At 64.9% G+C, this 17,990-nt stretch carries 20 protein-coding genes and 1 pseudogene; 15 read left to right on the top strand and 6 right to left on the bottom strand.

The genetic code is table 11. The features are described from left to right. On the top strand, positions 1–318 hold a 318-nt coding region (locus tag AM590_RS21025; protein WP_216635681.1), incomplete at its 5' end, for a hypothetical protein. Between the two features lie 246 nt (positions 319–564). Here the strand turns inward: AM590_RS21025 and AM590_RS18130 are convergent. Beyond that, positions 565–786 (bottom strand): hypothetical protein, encoded by a 222-nt coding sequence (locus AM590_RS18130; RefSeq protein ID WP_058828702.1) that lies wholly within the window; start codon positions 784–786, stop codon positions 565–567. A gap of 84 nt (positions 787–870) precedes the next feature. On the opposite strand from AM590_RS18130, the gene AM590_RS20610 reads away from it, so the two are divergent. The 6 genes from AM590_RS20610 to AM590_RS18105 all read left to right on the top strand — a co-directional run bounded on the left by AM590_RS20610 (position 871) and on the right by AM590_RS18105 (position 5,840). Next, positions 871–1,014, top strand: a complete 144-nt coding sequence (locus AM590_RS20610) for a hypothetical protein (protein WP_157575482.1) — start codon at positions 871–873, stop codon at positions 1,012–1,014. Positions 1,015–1,284: 270 nt separating this feature from the next. Further along, a complete protein-coding gene (locus AM590_RS18125; protein ID WP_058828701.1) occupies positions 1,285–1,557 on the top strand; it encodes a PRC-barrel domain-containing protein in 273 nt (90 codons plus the stop codon). 272 nt (positions 1,558–1,829) lie between these two features. After that, complete coding sequence (locus AM590_RS18120) at positions 1,830–2,189, top strand: hypothetical protein (protein WP_058828700.1); 360 nt, start codon at positions 1,830–1,832, stop codon at positions 2,187–2,189. A gap of 96 nt (positions 2,190–2,285) precedes the next feature. Continuing rightward, on the top strand, positions 2,286–3,668 hold the full coding sequence (locus tag AM590_RS18115; RefSeq protein ID WP_058828699.1) for a pentapeptide repeat-containing protein: 1,383 nt from the start codon (positions 2,286–2,288) through the stop codon (positions 3,666–3,668). A gap of 123 nt (positions 3,669–3,791) precedes the next feature. Then, on the top strand, positions 3,792–4,691 hold the full coding sequence (locus tag AM590_RS18110; RefSeq protein WP_058828698.1) for a hypothetical protein: 900 nt from the start codon (positions 3,792–3,794) through the stop codon (positions 4,689–4,691). Between the two features lie 132 nt (positions 4,692–4,823). Next, the gene (locus AM590_RS18105; protein ID WP_042663325.1) at positions 4,824–5,840 is read left to right on the top strand and encodes a cell division protein FtsA; all 1,017 of its coding nucleotides are present in this window, start codon (positions 4,824–4,826) and stop codon (positions 5,838–5,840) included. Between the two features lie 84 nt (positions 5,841–5,924). Here AM590_RS18105 and AM590_RS18100 read toward each other — a convergent pair whose 3' ends face one another. Next, positions 5,925–6,383, bottom strand: a complete 459-nt coding sequence (locus AM590_RS18100; RefSeq protein ID WP_058828697.1) for a zinc finger domain-containing protein — start codon at positions 6,381–6,383, stop codon at positions 5,925–5,927. A gap of 127 nt (positions 6,384–6,510) precedes the next feature. On the opposite strand from AM590_RS18100, the gene AM590_RS18095 reads away from it, so the two are divergent. Both AM590_RS18095 and AM590_RS18090 read left to right on the top strand, forming a co-directional pair. Further along, entirely contained in the window at positions 6,511–7,698 is a 1,188-nt protein-coding gene (locus AM590_RS18095; protein ID WP_058828696.1) for a tubulin/FtsZ family protein, read from the top strand. Between the two features lie 99 nt (positions 7,699–7,797). Continuing rightward, positions 7,798–8,193: a histidine kinase gene (locus AM590_RS18090; RefSeq protein WP_058828695.1), complete on the top strand. Its 396-nt coding sequence runs from the start codon at positions 7,798–7,800 to the stop codon at positions 8,191–8,193. Positions 8,194–8,220: 27 nt separating this feature from the next. Here the strand turns inward: AM590_RS18090 and AM590_RS18085 are convergent, their stop codons facing one another. After that, a complete protein-coding gene (locus AM590_RS18085; RefSeq protein ID WP_058828694.1) occupies positions 8,221–8,478 on the bottom strand; it encodes a hypothetical protein in 258 nt (85 codons plus the stop codon). A gap of 364 nt (positions 8,479–8,842) precedes the next feature. Here AM590_RS18085 and AM590_RS18080 point away from each other — a divergent pair, with 364 nt between their 5' ends. After that, positions 8,843–10,633, top strand: coding sequence for a hypothetical protein (locus AM590_RS18080; RefSeq protein WP_058828693.1), 1,791 nt, complete (start codon positions 8,843–8,845; stop codon positions 10,631–10,633). Positions 10,634–10,680: 47 nt separating this feature from the next. On the opposite strand, the gene AM590_RS18075 is transcribed toward AM590_RS18080, so the two are convergent. Further along, positions 10,681–11,841 (bottom strand): signal peptidase I, encoded by a 1,161-nt coding sequence (locus AM590_RS18075; RefSeq protein WP_058828692.1) that lies wholly within the window; start codon positions 11,839–11,841, stop codon positions 10,681–10,683. 449 nt (positions 11,842–12,290) lie between these two features. On the opposite strand from AM590_RS18075, the gene AM590_RS18070 reads away from it, so the two are divergent. The 4 genes from AM590_RS18070 (at position 12,291) to AM590_RS18055 (ending at position 15,017) form a co-directional block, all read left to right on the top strand. Then, positions 12,291–12,893: a hypothetical protein gene (locus AM590_RS18070; protein WP_058828691.1), complete on the top strand. Its 603-nt coding sequence runs from the start codon at positions 12,291–12,293 to the stop codon at positions 12,891–12,893. A 67-nt stretch (positions 12,894–12,960) separates the two neighbouring features. Then, positions 12,961–13,674, top strand: a complete 714-nt coding sequence (locus tag AM590_RS18065) for a hypothetical protein (RefSeq protein ID WP_058828690.1) — start codon at positions 12,961–12,963, stop codon at positions 13,672–13,674. Between the two features lie 96 nt (positions 13,675–13,770). Beyond that, entirely contained in the window at positions 13,771–14,325 is a 555-nt protein-coding gene (locus tag AM590_RS18060) for a hypothetical protein (RefSeq protein ID WP_253805962.1), read from the top strand. Between the two features lie 98 nt (positions 14,326–14,423). Then, on the top strand, positions 14,424–15,017 hold the full coding sequence (locus AM590_RS18055; RefSeq protein ID WP_058828688.1) for a hypothetical protein: 594 nt from the start codon (positions 14,424–14,426) through the stop codon (positions 15,015–15,017). Between the two features lie 24 nt (positions 15,018–15,041). Here AM590_RS18055 and AM590_RS18050 read toward each other — a convergent pair whose 3' ends face one another. Then, a complete protein-coding gene (locus AM590_RS18050; protein ID WP_058828687.1) occupies positions 15,042–16,064 on the bottom strand; it encodes a DUF5305 domain-containing protein in 1,023 nt (340 codons plus the stop codon). Between the two features lie 110 nt (positions 16,065–16,174). Here AM590_RS18050 and AM590_RS18045 point away from each other — a divergent pair, with 110 nt between their 5' ends. After that, positions 16,175–17,323, top strand: coding sequence for a hypothetical protein (locus tag AM590_RS18045; RefSeq protein WP_058828686.1), 1,149 nt, complete (start codon positions 16,175–16,177; stop codon positions 17,321–17,323). Between the two features lie 15 nt (positions 17,324–17,338). Here AM590_RS18045 and AM590_RS18040 read toward each other — a convergent pair. Next, positions 17,339–17,990, bottom strand: a pseudogene (locus tag AM590_RS18040) (hypothetical protein); the annotation flags it as partial.

The following is a 17,990-nucleotide window of genomic DNA, read 5'->3' as shown; positions in this document are numbered from 1 at the left end:
ACTCGTCCTGATGTGTACGGTTCACAACATCAAGCAATCGCTGAACCCGTGAAATCAAGCTACGTCTGGCGATTCACCACGGCCGATTCGTTAGAAAGCGACGAGTTAGTTGTTGTCGAAGAAGAAAGGGACGAGTTGGTCGTATTTGTCGGTGATGACTGTGTTGCGTTCGAGTCGTTCTGCGTATGGACCACACCCTGGCCGGCACCGTTGCTCGTGAGGTTCGTCGACTGCACAGAATCCGCCGGAGCCGCGGATACGACAGTCGGTGAGACGAAACCGACGACCCCCCGGAAAGAACAATTGCTGCGAGTATGAGCGAAACGGTACCCTGCCAGAACGTTTTACACCCGCGGGTCATGGTTGACCAAATACATTTTGGCCGACATAAATGTCAGGGTGTGCCCACATACTGCACACAAACGACCTCCGAGAACGACGGAGCGTACCGCAAGGAGGTACACGGTCCGCACGACCTCGACTACACGAAAAAGCGGGCGACTGAATTGGAGCAGCGAGCGGGGGAGACACATCAGCGGCCAATGCCCCGCCGTATCACCGTTTTCAGTTCCCGAATTCGCTCGATAGGATACCGGGGAGGTCGGTCAGCCAACTGACAACCGCGCAGACGACCATCACGCCGACTGCAGCCATGTATCCCCACACCGTGACCGTGTCGAGTACGAAGTCGATAGCGACGAAACCCGAGAGAATGACGGCACCGCTGACCGCCGCCGCGACGATGACGACCAGCGCCCCGTACGCCCGTACCGGATTGTTCACCATACGTGAACCAGTTGGTTCGTCTACATAAACGTGAAGGCCGCGTTTGGTCGTGCCGGAACGACAGCGGTCGGTCGGCGACGGCGCGTGCGCATCGAACTCACCGGAACAAAGCGCGTGCTCACGGTCGAATACGGGGCTAAGAAGGTGGCCAGAGGCCTCAGTAGTGGTGGTGGGTCTGTGGAAGGAACACCGAGGCTCAACTATCCTGACCAGATAGATCTCTATTAGGTTTCCCTAAATACGTATCGGAGGATCGGCATGTCAGCCGCTCACGCTGTCACAAGCGCCCGATTCCGTCCTTCTTCCGCGGCGATACACCGCCGAAACCGGAGTGCTGTGGTCCGGTCGAACATCGCCGAGTGAGTGTCGAAGACCGCGCAAACCGCGGGTTTTCGCGTCCGCGTTCGGGACCCGAACGCCGCAGGAGTCGGGAAGACGGGGGCAACGCGGTCCGTATCGACCGAGGTATTTTTCATTGACACGTTCGATGGCGTAGGTATGGTCCCCCAGTCACCGACGGGCATCGAACCGATTCCGAGCATCGAAGGCCGCCCCGTGTACACCGCCTCAGGGAACCGGTTGGGCGAGGCCGTCGACCTCTGTGTCGACCTCGACGCCGACCGCGTGACCGCACTTCTCGTCTCGGTCGAAGACCCGCCTGAGGGAATGGAAGTCGGCCCGCGGGGGATTCGGGTCCCGTTCAGGTCCGTTCGGGGGATGGCCGACATCATCGTCCTGACGGGCGACCCCGGTATCGAAGCCGTCGACTGATTCGAACACCGGTTTTCACCGTCCACGCGGCCAACGAGCACATATGTTGATATACTCTGCACGACGACCGTATAGCGGGCGGTCGTGTTGGTCAGGATGTGGACAGCACGATTGCCCAGCCACGGGGCCCGTCCCGCCTGCACGCCTCTGACAGTCGGTTGGGCCCCAACCGTTCAGGCCGCGAGTCGCGAGGTCCGCGACCCGCACTGACGGTCGAAAGACGCGAAAACTGTTGTAGATACGTTGATACGAGTGGGTCGAGTAGGCGACGTATGAGCCTCTACGAGTCGATTCACGAGTTCGTCGGTGAGCACGAGACGCTCCGGTCGGTCAGCCACTACGAGGAGATGACGGTGCTTCTGACCGAGACGCGACTCGTGCAGATCCGACACGACGGCGAGCAGGCGACCCCGGAGGAAGTCCGGGAGGTGCGGACGATACAGCTCAACCGCCCCGTCTTCGCCGGCTGTTCGGTCGAACTCGAGTCGGACCGGACCGTCGTCGGCTTCCACGACAGCGCCGGCGAGACGGTTCGGCTGGTCACGCTCCCCGTCCGCGACTTCGAGTTCGCGGCGACGTTCTCGGCCGTCGTCGGCGATGCGGAGGCCGGCGCGCCCTTCATCGAGCGGTAATCAGATCAGCCGACTGGGTCGGCGACGAAAGTGAACCCGGACGCTCTCGATGTCGTGACAATCTATTTACGTGATAACAACGAACGGTCGAGCGACGTGGAACGCCCCGCTCGCTGTGCTTACAAGCACGTCTTCGACGCCGCCGACGAGACGGGTGCCGACGAATCGCCATCGGTGTGGCGGTGTCCGCACCCCGCGAGCGGTGCGGCCGACCGCTGTCTCTTTCACCGTCCGGTGGGCGAAACGCGGCCCGCGGCCGTCACCGAGGCGCTCCGCGAGACGGTTATCGACCCCGAACGGCCGTCGGCGTTCGTCGGCGGGTCGTTCGAACGCATCGACCTCGCAGGGCTGACGCTCGCCGACGACGCGTCGCTTGATTTCCGCGGCGCGATGGTGAAAGGAGATATCGACCTGCGCGACGCGGCGCTCGGCGGCGCGCTCCGACTCGACCGCGTCTCGGTCGGCGGCGCGGTGTGCATGCAGCGACTCGACGCGCCCGCGACGGTCGTCTGTCGCAACCTTCAGGTCGGGGACCAATGGGTGCTCTGCGGGGCGCGCTTCGGCGAGCGCTTCGATGCGACCGGCTTCAGCGCGGGGGCGGTCGTGGCGACCGAGACACGCTTCGAGGGCGGGGCGACGTTCCGGAAGGGCGTCGTCGACGACGGCGTGTCGCTCGCGAAGGCTCATTTCGGCGGGCCAGCGTGGTTCTCTCACACCCGAGTGGGTGGTCGCCTCGACCTCGGGAACGTCGCGTGCGACCGTCGGCTCTCCCTCGCGCACTGCCGCGTCCGCGGGAGTATCGTCGCCGCGTCGGCGACCGTCGGCGACGGCCTCTCGCTCGAACACCTGACGGTCGACGGCGAAGTCGACGCGACCCGACTCACGGTGAGCGGCGGCATCGACGCGACGAGCGCCGGCTTCGGCGGTCGGATAGACTGCACGGGGCTCACCGCCCGCGACGGGACCGTTGACTTCACGCACAGCGCGTTCGACGGCCCGGTCTCCTTCGACAACGCGACCGTCGAGGGACGGGCGCTCCGCTTCCGAAGCGCGCGGTTCGAGTCGGGGGCGGCGTCGTTCGTCCGCGCGACCGTGACCGGCGGCCTCGACCTCTCCGACGCGGTCTGTGCCGCCGACTCGCCAGTTCGAGTGGTCGAAACCACGGTCGGCGGGAGCGTCGTCTGTGACCACGCGCGCTTCGGCGACGAAGTGTTCTGTTCGGACGTCCGCGTCGCGCGCGACGTGGACTTCTCCGACTGCACCGTCGAGTCGCTCGTCTTCGGGGTGGAAATCGAGGGTCGACTGGACTTCGCGTACACGCACGTGACGGACGTTGCGGCCTTCGGCGACACCGTCGTCCGCGGGCCCGCTCGGTTCACCAGCGCGCGGTTCGACGCGGACCCCACGCTCACCGAAGCGACCCTCGACGACACGGTTGCGGCCTACGACATGTCCGTCGAGCACGCCGGCGGGCAGTAGCAGCTCGGCGGACAGTGACGGTGCGCCGGCGGGTCGTGGCGGGGCGCCGGTTCGGACGCCGGCGGCGGTACGAACCCCGAACCCGGCGAACATTATATGTCGCGCCGGAGAGTGGTCTGAGGCATGTCGAGTGACGGGCAGAACACCCTCATCGCCCTCTACCGGCGGTACGTCGACGCCGACCCCGACGAGACGACCGTCTATGTGGGCTTCGCGCTGTTCTTTACGGCTATCGGACTGCTCGCCGTCGCGCTCGCGGCGGTGGTGTGGAGCGGCGGCATCCCGCCCGAGAACATCTTCAAGTACGAACTCCGTGAGGTCGCGGGCGTCACCGGCGCGCTCGGGATACCCCTCCTCTTGGTGTCTGTCGTGGTCCTGCTTCCCTCCCAGTACCGGTTCCCGACGGTCCTCGCGGGCGCGGGGCTCCTCGTCTGTGCGGTCGCCGTCGTCCAGTTCGTCGGCGCGTACCCCCACAACTGGAACGTCTCCGCGAGCGCCGACCAGAGCGGCCGCATCGTCGGCATCTACTCGCTCGGCGCGGTGGCGGTCGTCGCCGCGAGCGGCACGTCGCTCGTCGGCTTCCAACTCGCCCGCGCGAGGACGAGCGGCCCCGCCGCGACTGGGGACAACGCGGCGTCCGAGGCGGCCGACGAGGAAGACGAGGAAGCCGTCTCCGCGCAGGTCCGCCGCGACATGGACGAGGCGATGTCGAACACCGAACTGTCGTGGGGCGGCGTCCGCAAGACCGAGACCACCCGCCTGAAGCTCGATACCTCCGCCGTCGACGACGTGGACCGGGCGAGCTTCGAGAACGCCAAGGTGACCGAGACGCGCGGTGGGGGCGTCGACGACGCGGTCGCCGGGCTACAGGGGCTCCGCGGCGGGAAGAAGGACACAGCGGTCGGCGACAGCACGGACGACCAGGCCACCGCGCTGGCCGAGCTTCGGAAGCAACAGCAGGCAGAGGCCGAACGCGAGGACTCGGACGGCGTGGTGGACCGGATTCGCGGACTGTTCTCCTGAGTCGTCGCGGGACGCCGGGCTATCGGTTCGGCGTTGGATTCATCGGCGGAAGTGAATGTCAAAAGCGCATACAGATTTATGCGACAGCCCTACGACGCGTGAGGTATGGCGAAAGGCCTTGACGTAGGTACCATGAACATCCTGTCCGCGAGCCAGGATGGGAGTGAGACCGTATTTGTCCAGCAGCGAAACTCGTTCGTCGAAATCGACTACAGCGACATGGCGGAGCAGATGCTCTCGCGGAGCGACGTGCTCCACATCCGCAAGGACGACAAGGTGTACGTCGTCGGCGACGACGCACTCAACTTCGCGAACATCTTCGGCAAGGAGACGCGCCGGCCGATGCAACACGGCATCCTCTCCAGCGAGGAGTCCTCCGCGATTCCGATGATCAAGCTCATCATCGAGCAGGTCGTCGGCTCGCCCTCCCGGCCGAACGAGCGCCTGTTCTATTCGAGTCCGGCGGACCCAATCGACTCGGACCTCTCGACGCTGTATCACGACAAGACGCTCGAATCGATGCTCGGCGATATGGGCTACGACCCCGAACCCATCAACGAGGGGATGGCAGTCATCTACAGCGAACTCGCCGACAACAACTTCACCGGTCTCGGCGTCTCCTTCGGTGCGGGCATGACGAACATCTGCTTGGCGTACTACGCGGTGCCGGTCATGCAGTTCTCCATCGCCCGCGGCGGCGACTGGATCGACCAGCAGACCGCCCAAGCCACCGGCACGGCCGTCGACAAGGTCACGTCTATCAAGGAAGACGACTTCCAACTCGACTTCCGCACGGACGTCGGCGGCGTCGAGGGTGCGCTCTCGATTTACTACGAGAACCTCCTCGACTACGTCATCGAGAACATCGAGCGCGAGGTCGACGAGGAGGACATCGAAGAGGGCCTCGACGTGCCCGTCGTCGTCACCGGCGGTACCTCCAGTCCCGACGGCTTCGAGGAGCTGTTCGAACACCACCTCGAAGACTCGACGATTCCGTTCTCCGTCAACGAGGTCCGGAGCATCGACCGCCCGCTGTACAGCGTCGCCCGCGGGTCGCTCGTCGCCGCCCGCTCCGAAGAGGAGTCCGACGGGAGCGCCTCCGAGCCCGAACCGGAACCCGAAGCAGAAGCCGCGCCGGAATCAAACTGAGCGTCGACCCGAACTGACGCACCCGACCGGACAGTACGTCACGACCAAGGTCGACGCGCCGCCGGGAGCGCGCGAACGAGCGCGTTACTCGTCGCCCTCGTCCCCGCGGTCGCCGTCCTCCCCGTTTTTGCGCTGGTAGTCGCTGGACTCGCGGTCAGCGGTGTCGCTGTCACCCGTCTCGTCGGCCTCGACGGCTCCGGACTCGGCGACGCCTTCAGTCGCGTCGCTCTCGCTGTTGTCGGCGTCAGCTTCGTCGCTCTCGGGTTCGGACTCGTCGTCGCCGTCAGCGGACTCGCTGTCGCCGCCAGCGGACTCGTCGTCGCCGCCTTCGTCTTCAGCCACCACGCCCCCGTCGCGCTCGCGCGCCTCGCGGACCACCCGTTCGTGAAAGCGGGCTATCGCGTCGTCCCACGACTCTCGGTCCGGCGCGTCGCGCTCGTGGACCGTCTCGACGCCGACGAAGCCGCAGCGCTCGCAGTAGCGCGCCGCGCGGCCGTCGAGCGAGAGCGTCGAGAGGGGCTGTGAACACCGCGGACAGGTCATGCAGTTTGCCGGTGGTTCTCGCCCGGGTCGTATAGAACTACCCCGTCGGCAGCGGCGGGGCCGGAGAACCACGGGTGACAGTCCGCTAACAGAAGATTCACCACTGATGGCGTGTCACAGAGAGACGATGAAGGTCCTTTGCTTCGGAGTGGGACAAGCGGGTGGGAACGTCCTCGACGCCCTCCTTCGGTACGAACAGCGCACGAACGCCGACTACGTCGTCGACGCGGTGGCGTACAACACCGCGTCGGCGGACCTCCGCGGCCTCGACCTCGTACCCGAGGAGAACCGCATCCTCTTCGGCGCGGACGAGGTGAGCGGCCACGGCGTCGGCGCGGACAACAAACTCGCCGCGGAACTCGCCGAGCGCGACAGCCGACAGCTCCTTCGCGGCACCGACGGGTCGCCGACCTCCACGGCCGACGCGTTTCTCATCTTCGCCGGCCTCGGCGGCGGCACAGGAAGCGGTGCGGCTCCCGTGCTCGCGAAGCACCTCCAGCGCATCTACGAACAGCCCATCTACGGCGTCGGCATCCTCCCCGCCGCCGACGAGGGCGCGCTCTACTCGCGCAACGCCGCGCGGTCGCTCAAGACGTTCGTGGACGTGACCGACCACGTGTTCGCGTTCGACAACGGGGCGTGGGCGAAAAGCGGCGAGGACGTCGCGGCGGCCCACGACACGATGAACGAAGAACTCGTGCGACGGCTCGGTATCCTCTTCGCCTCGGGCGAGGTGAGCGAGTCGGGGACCGTCGGCGAGAGCGTCGTCGACTCCTCGGAGGTCATCAACACCCTCCGCGGCGGCGGCATCTCGACTATCGGCTACGCGGCGAGCGAACTCCCCGAGAACGACGACAGTGGCGGTTTCAGCATCAAAGGACTGCTGGGCGGGGGGTCGTCGTCAGTGGACGAGCTCGACTCCATCAACCGCATCACGACCCAGACGCGGAAGGCGGTGCTCGGTCGGCTCACCCTCCCGTGCGATGTCGGCTCTGCGTCCCGGGGACTGGTCGTCGTCAGCGGCCCGCCCGAGTGGCTCAACCGGAAGGCCATCGAGCGAAGTCGGACGTGGGTCGAAGAACAGACCGGGAGCATGGAGGTCCGCGGCGGCGACTACCCGCTCCCCGAGTCGAACCACGTCGGCGTGCTCGTCCTCCTCGGCGACGTGTCGCGGAGTGACCGCGTGTCCGAAATCCAGTCGACCGCCGTCGAGGCCGAGCGGGACCGCCGCGACCGTGAGACCGGCGACGACGGCGGCGACGGCGGCGACGACGCGGAGGCAGTCGTCGACGAGCGACTCGATACGTTGTTTTAACCCGGTCGCGTCGCAGACCGCTGCCGGAGCAAGGGCACGGTCGGCGACGCTTCATTCCGGAGAAAGTGTCAAATACGCTCTCGGTGAACAGCTAGGTGCGTGTCTGAGACAAGCATAGCGGCGACGCCGCGCATCCTCGCGTACGGCCCGCAACCCGCGGGTTCGGCGATGGCGCAGTCCGACGTGGACGTGGAGTTCGTGGAGTCGAACCAAGAGTTGTTCGAACAGTTGACCGCGGCACCGGCCCATCTCGTCATCTGCCTCCACGCCCCGCCGATGTTCGACGGCGTCGAGGCGGTCAAGGGTATCCGGCGGTTCGACGCGACGGTCCCGGTGGTGCTAGCGTCGCGAATCCAGAATACAATGCTCAACCTCCAAGCGGTACAGTCGCAGGTCACCTGGAGCGTGAACCTCGCGGGCGAGGGTCCCATCGAGGAGGCGCTGTCAGACCTCGTCAGCGACGCGAGAGAGTGGTTAGAACGGCAAGCGGAGTAGTCACCGGCACGACCCAGCCGGGACTTGTCAGTCGTCGGTCGACGGGAAGTCGAACGGGACTAGCGTCTGCTCCTCCTCGTCGGCCGCGTCGGCGGCCGAGAGCGAGACCCGTCTGAGTTCGTTCTGTACGGCCCACAACCGCTCGAAGAGTCGGTCAAACTCGTCGTCTGCGTCGTCCGGGAGGTCGCGAGCGTACTCCCACAGGAGTTCCTCGGCGCGGTCGACGTGGGCCGTCGCCCGGTCGAGTGCGTCGCTGGGCCGTCGTGCCGATGTGTGTTCCGCCATAACAGGAGAGACGATACCGAGAAGCATAGTCGTTTCATTAGCTGTAACAGGTATAACATCGTTATAACTATCCGGAGAGATTATTCTTCAGATTGACAATCAGAATCATTTATATATTCGAAGCGACTGTGTCCAATCGGATGCAGCACCGTACAGAGTAACCCCTCGGACGCATCCACTTGACCGAACTCATCCCCCCTTCCCCCCTTCCCCTTAGGTTCGGTCACCCCCTTCGTGGGGCGTAACTAACTGTTCTCGGGAGCCGCAGCCGTCGGACGAGGAGCGCGGCCGACCGAACCGCCGACAGTCGGTGTGTACAAGGCGCTCCACGTCTTACGGACGAGTAGGCTCTGGAGACCGTCGCATGAATCAGAATCTCTGGTACGCCGGCGTCCTCATCGCGGTGCTCGGCGTCACCCTCGCCGCGGTTCCGACGGGTAGTTTTAGTTCGGTCTCCGGACAGCGGCCGGTCGACGTCTCCGTCGTCGACGACGATCGGGCCCTCGTCGCGCTCGAACCGACCGGCGAAGTCGTGACGAGCCCCAGCCGCGGCAACGCCGTGGCGGTCGGGTCAATCGTGAACAACCTCGACACCGACGTGACCGTCGAGTACAGCGCCCGCTTGGACACGAACGCCCTCTCGCTCGCGCAGTCGGGCGGCTCTCCGACGCTCAGCCGGGGCGGCGAACACCAAGTGACGGCTTACTGCCGGCGACCGAACACGGGCAGCGGCGTGGCGACACTCATCGTCGAAGTCGATTCCGCACAGGCGGACGGCGTCTCTATCTCCGATGCGACGCTCGAAGCGCGAGTTGAGTACGATTGCACGAGCGGGAACGGTGGTGGCAATCCCGGCAATGGCGGTGGCGACGATGGCGGCGACGGAGACGGCGGAGATAACGGCGATGGCGACGATGGCGGCGACGGCACCCCCGCGGGGCCGTCGGACGGCGTCGCGTACGTCGACACCGACGAGGACATCGCCTACGACGACGGCGAGCGCGTCCTGACCGAACAGGAGGTCGCGACGTTCGACGATGACGATGCGGTGCTCGTCGTCGGGACCGACAACGGAACCATCGACAACGGGTGGCGCGCTATCGATATCTCGGCCAAGCGCGTCGTCGTCAGGCACACGACGTTCACGAGCGGTGACTCGGTCGATATCGAGGCTGAGACGAGCATCGAGTTCACCGATGTCACCGTCGTCTCCGACTGGGGAGCGGCGACCCTCTCAGGCGAGTCGATAACGCTCCGTCAGTCGACGATAGACGCGAAAAACGGGAAGATAGAACTCGCGGCCGACGGCGGGACGCTCGACGTGCGCGAGAGCGCGGTCCGAGGGAAGAACGACAAGGTCGAGCTGACTGGAGAGACGATTCAGGCCGGTAGTGCGACCATCCGGAACACGAACGACGAAATCGAACTCGCGGCCGACGACGGCCCCGTGAACGTCACGGGAGCGACGCTCGATAACCAGAACGGCAAGGTCACCGTCTCCGGCGAGTCGGTTCAGGCCCGCGGCGCGGCCATCAGCACGCGAAACGGGAAAATCGAACTCGCGGCCGACGACGGTTCGGTGGACATCCGCGACGCGAGCCTCCAGAACCAGAACCGCGACATCGAGGTGGGCGGGGAGACGGTGTCGGCGCGGAACGCCTCGATTACGGTCGTCAACGGACGGATTTCGCTCGACGCCGACGACGGCCTCCTCGACATCGAGGACGCGACGGTCCACGGGGAGAAACAGATTGACCTCACTGGCGAGCGCGTCGGTGCCGCGGGCGCGTCTATCGAGACGAAGAACGCTCAAATCGACCTCCAGTCGGGGGCCGGTGACGTGACGCTCGACGGCGCGACGGTCGAGACGAAGAACGCGCAGATTACCGTCGAATCCGCGGGCGAACTCCACGCGAACGAGAGCGTCTTCGAGACGACGAACGCGGACGTGTCGCTTTCGGCCGACGGCGACGTGTTCCTCCGCGACGCCGACCTGCGCACCACGAACGCCGAACTCACCGTCGGACTCGGCGACGCGTCGGCGACGCTCTCGGTCGACGGCCTCGAAGTCGAAGACCGAGACGACACCCTCGACTACGACCCCGGTGGCGCGGGAGTGACCGGAACGCCGAGCGCCGGACAGGTTCGCGGGTAGTCGAAGTCGGGAGCGCGGACGTTGCAGACTATCGGCGTCCAGCGCACTCACAGATACTTGCGTCTGAACTGCTCGACGAGCGAGACGTTCCGGCCCGTCGAGCGCAGCCGAATCGGGCCGAGACCGAGTGCGACGACGCTCACGAGGAGCGTCACGAACGCCAACACGGCGTCGATAGCCGCGATTGCGAGGAGCGGATGAACCTCGTGTAAGCCGAGGATGACTGTCTGCGGGAGCACGGGAACGTACAGCTGTTCGCGTATTTCGCGGTCGTACGCGCCGGTCTGGTCCGGTGCTTGGATGGTGAGCGTCGTGTTTCGCGAGCCCTTTCCGGGGACCACGAACACGGACTGACCGAAGGAGACACCCGGGTCACGGGATTCGAGGACAGTAATAATCGGGACGTAGCCGTTGTTCGTCAGCGTGTAGTCGATGGCCGTCGTCTCGCCGACGCCGACGACGAGTGGGTTCTCGTTCGGCGACTCGGAGCTCACGATGGTCAGTTCCGTCGGCCCCGACCCGAGGACCATACTCAGCGTCGCGGGCGTGACGACGATGACGACGAGCAGGAAGAGAACGACGCCGCTCGTGTAGTAGTCCGGGCGGCGACGGCTGTGCGAACTCTGTTTTCGGCCGCCACCGGAGCCGTCGAACACGAGACTCAGCGCGATGAGAATCCCGCCGATGGCGACGAGGAACATCGGCGATGGCTCCCCGTCGGCGGCGCTCTCGAACCCCGGCAGGCTCCCGATGAGGTCGAACGCGCCGGTCGCAAGCCCGTTTACCGCCCCCACGACGGCACCGAGTTTCGGGATGACGACGACGTTCCCGTTCACCTGCAGCGCCTCGGCGACGATTTGCGAGCGCTTGACCGGCGGCTCGACGCTCTCTTGGTCGGTAAAGGGGTTGGCGTCGCCGCGCGTGATGTACCCCTCTTGGGTCCACCTGACCACCCGGTGGGTCGTCAGCCCGCCGCCGTGGAGTTCGCGCGCGTTGAACACGACCACGTCGCCGGACTCGGGGTCTTCGAGCAGGACCGAGGGGACCGCGATGAAGCCGTCGCCGGGCTCCATCGTCGGTGCCATGCTCCCCGTCTCGACGTAGCCGAGGAGCACCGGCTGGCCGAGCGCCTGCCCGAACAGGAGCGCGACGGCGGCGATGACGAGGAGTCCGAGCACCGCATATTCGAGGACGTCGCTGAGTTTCACGGCGTGTGTGGAACACTACGTGTGAACCCGTAATTACCTATCGCCGTCTCGTCCGCCCGTTCGGGGCGTAGAGACCGGGCGCTCGGGAGCCGGTGGAATCCGTCACGTGTCACGACGCTGGGCTCTCACGTACGCTGTGTTAGTATGTCGTGTTCAATTGTGCCATGATTCGAAAATCGTGTTACCAAGAATCATGCAAAGAGACACCACGAACGTCGAATTCGAACGAAAATCGACAGACTGCGAGCTGATTTCGCGGTCTTAAACTCTCGCTTGAGCGCCGAATATGCGCCCCGAAAGGTGGGCTTGAACGGGGGTCGTCGGGGAGAAAGCCGGGCTTGTCGAACGGAACGGCGACCGAGGACTCGTTCAAGCACCGGAATACAAAGTGGGTAGGCTCTGTTGGGAGAGACAACGACGCAGTCACCTGTGTCAGGGAGAACACAACCATGGCAATCAACAGACGCAACATCTTGATCGGACTCGGAGCGCTCGTCGGCGGCGGCGGCGCACTCGTGGGAACGGGCGCCTTTACGACCGTGAGCGCGGCGCGTGAAGTGAGCGTGGACACGGCAGGCGACGCGAACGCCTACCTCACCATTGAAGGCGACGACAACTACGTCAGCAACGACAACAGCGACACGCTGACCATCAACCTCGGTGGCGCGGACGACTCCGGAACCGACCGTGGCTTCAACCAGAACGCGGTCACGACGCTCTCCGATGTCGTCACCATCACGAACAATTCGGCCGACTGGACCGGGGCGACGGTCGGCGTGTCGACTGACGCACCAAGCAACAGTCCGACAGCGTCCGGAAGCGCATCGTTCGTCTTCGGCGACGGGAGCGGCAACGCAGTCGCCGTCGTGACGTTCTACGTGGGCGACGCCAGCACCGACGCGATCGGCTCCGGCAGCACGGTCGACCTGAGTAGCGGCAACTCCGCGGCGCTCGACGTCGAAATCGACACGACGGACTCGACACTGAACAACGCGGGCTCTATCGACGCCGAGCCGTCGCTGACCATCGTCGCGACCGAGCAGTCGTCGTGAAGAGCTTCGAATCAGCCACGATGACCCACTCGACAACCGACACACACCGGTCGCAGAGTACGACAGAATGAAACGACGCACCGTTATCACCGCGATTGGAACGCTCGCAGTCGGAACCGGAACGGTCCTCGGGACGGGCGCGACCGAAGTGCTCTCGTCGAACGAAGACGGGAGTTTCCGCGTCGTTTCACCGGGGGCAGACATCTCCATTACGGTTCCGGACAACCCGGGGAGCGACGTTACGACGTTCCCCGACGCGGGGACGAGCGACGGGAACATCGACTTCGAGGCCCTCGAACCGGACGAACTTCCCAAAGTCCACGTCATCGACCGGTCGAGCACGCTCACCGGCGATATGGTCGAGATTCAGGTCGCCGTTGAAGCGGACCAGAACAAGAACCTCGGGAATATCCTAGACATCACGAACAACAACGCTGACGACGACTACTACGTCGGCTTCGAGTTCACCACGCTCGGCACGGCTGTCACCGACGGCGGCATCACGAAACAAGAGGCGTACACCGCCTTCCAGTTCAAACACGGCGACTCAACGAAGCAGACCGTCTCAACTGACACGTCGTCGATCGATTCCACCGAACCGGCGAACTACGTCATGGTCTCTTCGGGCACCGGGACCGAATCTGTCGAACTCGCCGTAGATACGACGGCGAGTAGCATCGAAGACGCCCTCTCACCTGGTGACTTCGGGAACAACGGCGAGAGTATCACGCTCATCGACGAAGTGACCGCGGTCGCGACACAGGACGACCCGAGCGCGTAGCGCTCCGGGAGAACGCGATACAGCAACCCCATGCCCACACGCCGCCAGACCCTCTTCGTTCTCAGCAATTTCTTCATTATCGGCGGTGTCCTCGGCGTGAGCGCCACGACGACGACCCAGTCCACGTCTGGGGCGAGTTTTCGTATCGTCGCACCGGATTACCTCTCTCTCACGGCGGCGAACGATCCGCCGATTCACGTCGAGACGGACTCGTCCGGCTACGTGACGCGGCTCACCCCCGGCGGCGACGAGAACGGCGTCAACAAGCGCGCAATCACTCGTTTCGAGGATATCGTCCACCTCACCAACGTCAGCGAGGTCGACATCGACGGCGTCTACTTCGAGTTCGACGTCACGAGCGACTCGCTTTCGGACTCGACGCTCGAAGACGTGGAGGCGGCGCTGCAGGTCACGGCGGGCGACGAGGCGCTATCTCCGGGGACGTCGGGCGACGATTTGCTCGACGTGAGCCCGGCGGTATCGGGGTCAGAGGGCGTTCTCGGACCGGGTGAGTCGATCCCGTTCGGCCTCCAGATTAACCTCATTCCGTGGACGGGACCGGGTACGCTGGAGGACCTTCCGGACCCCGACACGTACAGCGCCACGCTGCGGATTCACGTCGAGCGAGAGTCGCCGGACTCCGGCGGCTAACCGGGCAGGAGCCGTCGGTGCGCTGGGCGAGACGGTATCTGTGTAGTCGCTGACAGCAGAGGAACTATGTACAGCGGGGCAGTATCGACGGTCGATAGATGAGTTCCAGCGGTGCCGGCGGGTTGCTCGGCCGCGCGTCAGCCTCGGATGCCGACGACGGCGGCGAGGGCGACGACGCGCTAACGCGCGACGAGATCTTCGACCTGATGAGCAACCACCGCCGTCGATACACCCTCCACTACTGCAAGCGAACCGACGGCACGGTCGAGCTCTCGGACCTCGCAGAGCAGGTCGCGGCGTGGGAACAGGACAAGGAGATTCCGGACCTGACCTCCGCCGAGCGAAAGACCGTCTACACGTCGCTCCAGCAGACGCACCTGCCGCGGCTCGAACAGGCCGGCGTCCTCCGCTACGACCGGGGCGAAGTCGAACTCACAGAGCGCATGGAGCGCCTCGACATCTACATGGACATCGTCCCCGAGAACTCGGTTCCGTGGGGGGTGTACTACCTCGGTCTCTCGGTCCTTTCGGGTCTCATCGTGGCGGCTCTGTGGGCCGACGTGCTCCCGACGGGGACGGTTCCGCTTCTCGCCTACCCGACCGTTATCGTCGCGGCGTTCGGCCTCTCGGCGGCGTACCACACGGTGACGAATCGTCGCTACCAGTTCGAAAACCTCGAACGGCCGCCGTAGGACGGTCACGTTCGAAGGGGCGGCTCAGAGATTGAGCCACGCGTGCGTGTTGGTCTCGTCGAGCGAGTAGTAGTAGATCTCGCTGCTGTCGATGACGGCGTACGTCTCGATTTCGGGGTCGAAGATGACACGCCGGTTCGTGTCGATGGCCACGTCGACGAGGTCTTCGAGGGTGAGAATCGAGATGTACGGCTTGTTCGCGTCCGTCGGGAACTCGCCCCGGGAGATCCACTCCTCGTGACGACTGTGCGAGATTTTCGTGCGGAGTTCCTCGGGGTCGCTTCGGTACTCGGTGCGGATGACGAGGCCCGCGAGTCCGAACAGCACCAGCGCGGCCGCGGCGAGTCCGCCGTACTCGACGGGGGTCGACGGTTGCGTCACGCTCCGCGCGACGGTCGTCGAGTGCCGCCGGTCGTCGGCCAGCGACCGTTCGAGGTAGTAGGCCCGCCCGGAGAACACGAGCGGCGTGCTCGCTTCGAGCGTCCCGCTGTACGACCCTGTCTGGTACGTCACCGTGAGGTTGAGACTCGTCCTGAACTGACCGACGCCGCCGGTCTCGGTCCGCTTTTGCTGGAGATCGCGGTCGAGCGCGGAGACGTTGAGTACGGGCGCGTTGACGGCGGTCCCGTTGGTGACGGTCGTCCGGTCGTCCACGAGGACAGTCTCGTTCTCGTAGAACGACGAGCCGTCTCGGACGCCGACGGTGCGAAGGACCAATCGCTGTGTGACGTTGACCGATTGATTCGCTGGTACGTCGGTGTGGACGCGGAACGACACGTCGGGCGAAATCGTCATGAAGTAGACAGAGCGGTTCTCCAGCGTCGACCCACGCTCGTAGAGCGTCGTGTCCTGGGTGACGACCGCCCGCGTGTCGACGCCGGTCTCGACCGATTGCACGTTCGTCTCTTCGGTCACCGTCTGGATCGTCGGCGTGAGAAAGACGTAGCCGGCGGCGACTAGACACGCGACGCCCGCGATGGCGAACACGGCGACCAGCACCCGAGCCTGCTGCGTGACGAAGAGCTCGAGGCGGTCGTCAAATCCCATTGTCGAGAGGGGGACGTGGCACTCGCGGGACGTACATACGGGCAGATAGTTCGAGACGCAAGAAAACTTTTGTCCTAGCGACCGATAGGTTCCGCGAGGCAGTACAGTACATGGTCTCCGACCCCGTCGACAACGACCCAGCGGACGAGACTCCGTCGTCGTTCGAAGCCTGGCTGGACCAGCGAATGAGCGAGACCGGTAAATCGCGCGACCAGTTGTGCCAGGAGTTGCTCGCGTCGCACTGGCAACTCAACGAAATCACGGAACTTCTGGGTCGCGACAGCCCCGCCTCGGACGAGAGATCCAGCGAGGCGAAGCGCGCAACGCGCTCCAGAGATGATACGGAGAACAAGCCCGTGAGCGACGACGAACTAGCCGAGGTCCTCGAACTCATCGAGGGGCTCGAAGCGGAGGTTGAGACGGAAGCACAGCGGCGCGCGCACCTCGAACAGTCGGTTCAGGCGCTCACGACGCGACTGGACGTGGTCGATGCCGAACTCGACGAGGTAGAAGCCGCACTCGACGAGGTCGAGGACCTGCCGGCCGAACTCAGCGAGGTCGAATCGACGCTCCGCGAGCGACACCGGACGCTCGACACGCGGTTCGACGACGAGTTCGAGAACCTCCAGACGATTCTCGAGCACCTCGTCGAGACCGACGACCGCATCGAGACGAAGCTCACGGAGTTCGAGACGCAGTACGGGGCCGAGATACGCGAGATACGCGCCGAGCGCGAGCAGCTTCGCCGGGTGAAACAGGCCGCAAAGGAGGTCGATACCCACGAGGGTGACTGCGAACACTGCGGGGAGACCATCGACCTCGCGCTGCTCACCAGCCCGGAGTGTCCGAACTGTCAGCGCCCGCTGCACGGCGTCGAAAAAGAGACCAAGTGGCTCGTGCTCACCGACTACACCGTGACAGTCGCGAGTAGCGACGGGGGCACGCGGCGCGCACCGAGAGCGAACGCGCGACCCGACGGCGCGAGCGACCGCGACACCGAACCGGGCCCTGCTGGCTCCGGCGACCAAACGCCCGAACCGAAGCGCGGCGCGTCGGGAACGACCGACCGCTCGGTGAGCCAGAGTCTGGCGGCAGTCAACGAGATAATCGACTCGTTCGAGTCGGTCTCGACCGGCGACGACGAGACCGGTGACGACGGGACCGGCGAGACGGCGGACGCCACGGGTGCTATCGACCCGGACGCGGCGATAGACGCCGACGAGAACACGTTCGAGTGGAACGAAGACGACGTCCGGTGAGGCGCGACGCCCGTCTCAGCCGAGCGATAGCGACCCGTCGGACTCGAACTCTATCGTCGCGTCGAACAGGGACTTGAAGGTCCGGAGCGTCTGGTCGTCGTGTCGCGCCGGGTCGACGTGGTAGTGGGCGCGGGCACCAGCCGACGAGATGCGATTCGTGAGGATGTGGAGGAACCGGAAGACGCGCTGGTTGTTGTTCACCGCGGTGATGAGGTTCGAAAGCGAATGCACACAGAGCGTCGATTGAGCCGACGACTCGCCCCACTCGTTCAGCGACTTCGTGATGAGGAGTCCGATGCGACGGAGGTCCGTCGCCTTCGTGACGGTCTTGATAGTTATCGGTAGGTCAGCGGCGTCGATTGTCCCGGAGGCGTCGTACGACTGGATGCTGATGAGCGTCTGGTTCTCGACGCTCCCGACGCGGTAGTTGTTGAGGATGTTGAGCTGCTCTTCGGGCGTCGTCTCGACGGACACGAGAAGCTGATTTGCGGCTCCCGAGTCGCCGGTCATGAGCTGCGTACAGAGGTTGTACTCCGCTGCGGTCTCCGCCGGCCCGACGATGAGGATGTTAGACTGCTCGGCCGTGGTGAATCGCCAGACGTAGCTTGATTTCACGGGTTCAGCGATTGCTTGATGTTGTGAACCGTACACATCAGGACGAGTTCGC

The organism is Haloferax sp. Q22 (genome assembly GCF_001482285.1).
In the GTDB taxonomy this organism is placed as follows: domain Archaea; phylum Halobacteriota; class Halobacteria; order Halobacteriales; family Haloferacaceae; genus Haloferax.
Note: the sequence above shows the minus strand (reverse complement) of the source record. Positions and strands in the feature narration are given on the sequence as shown.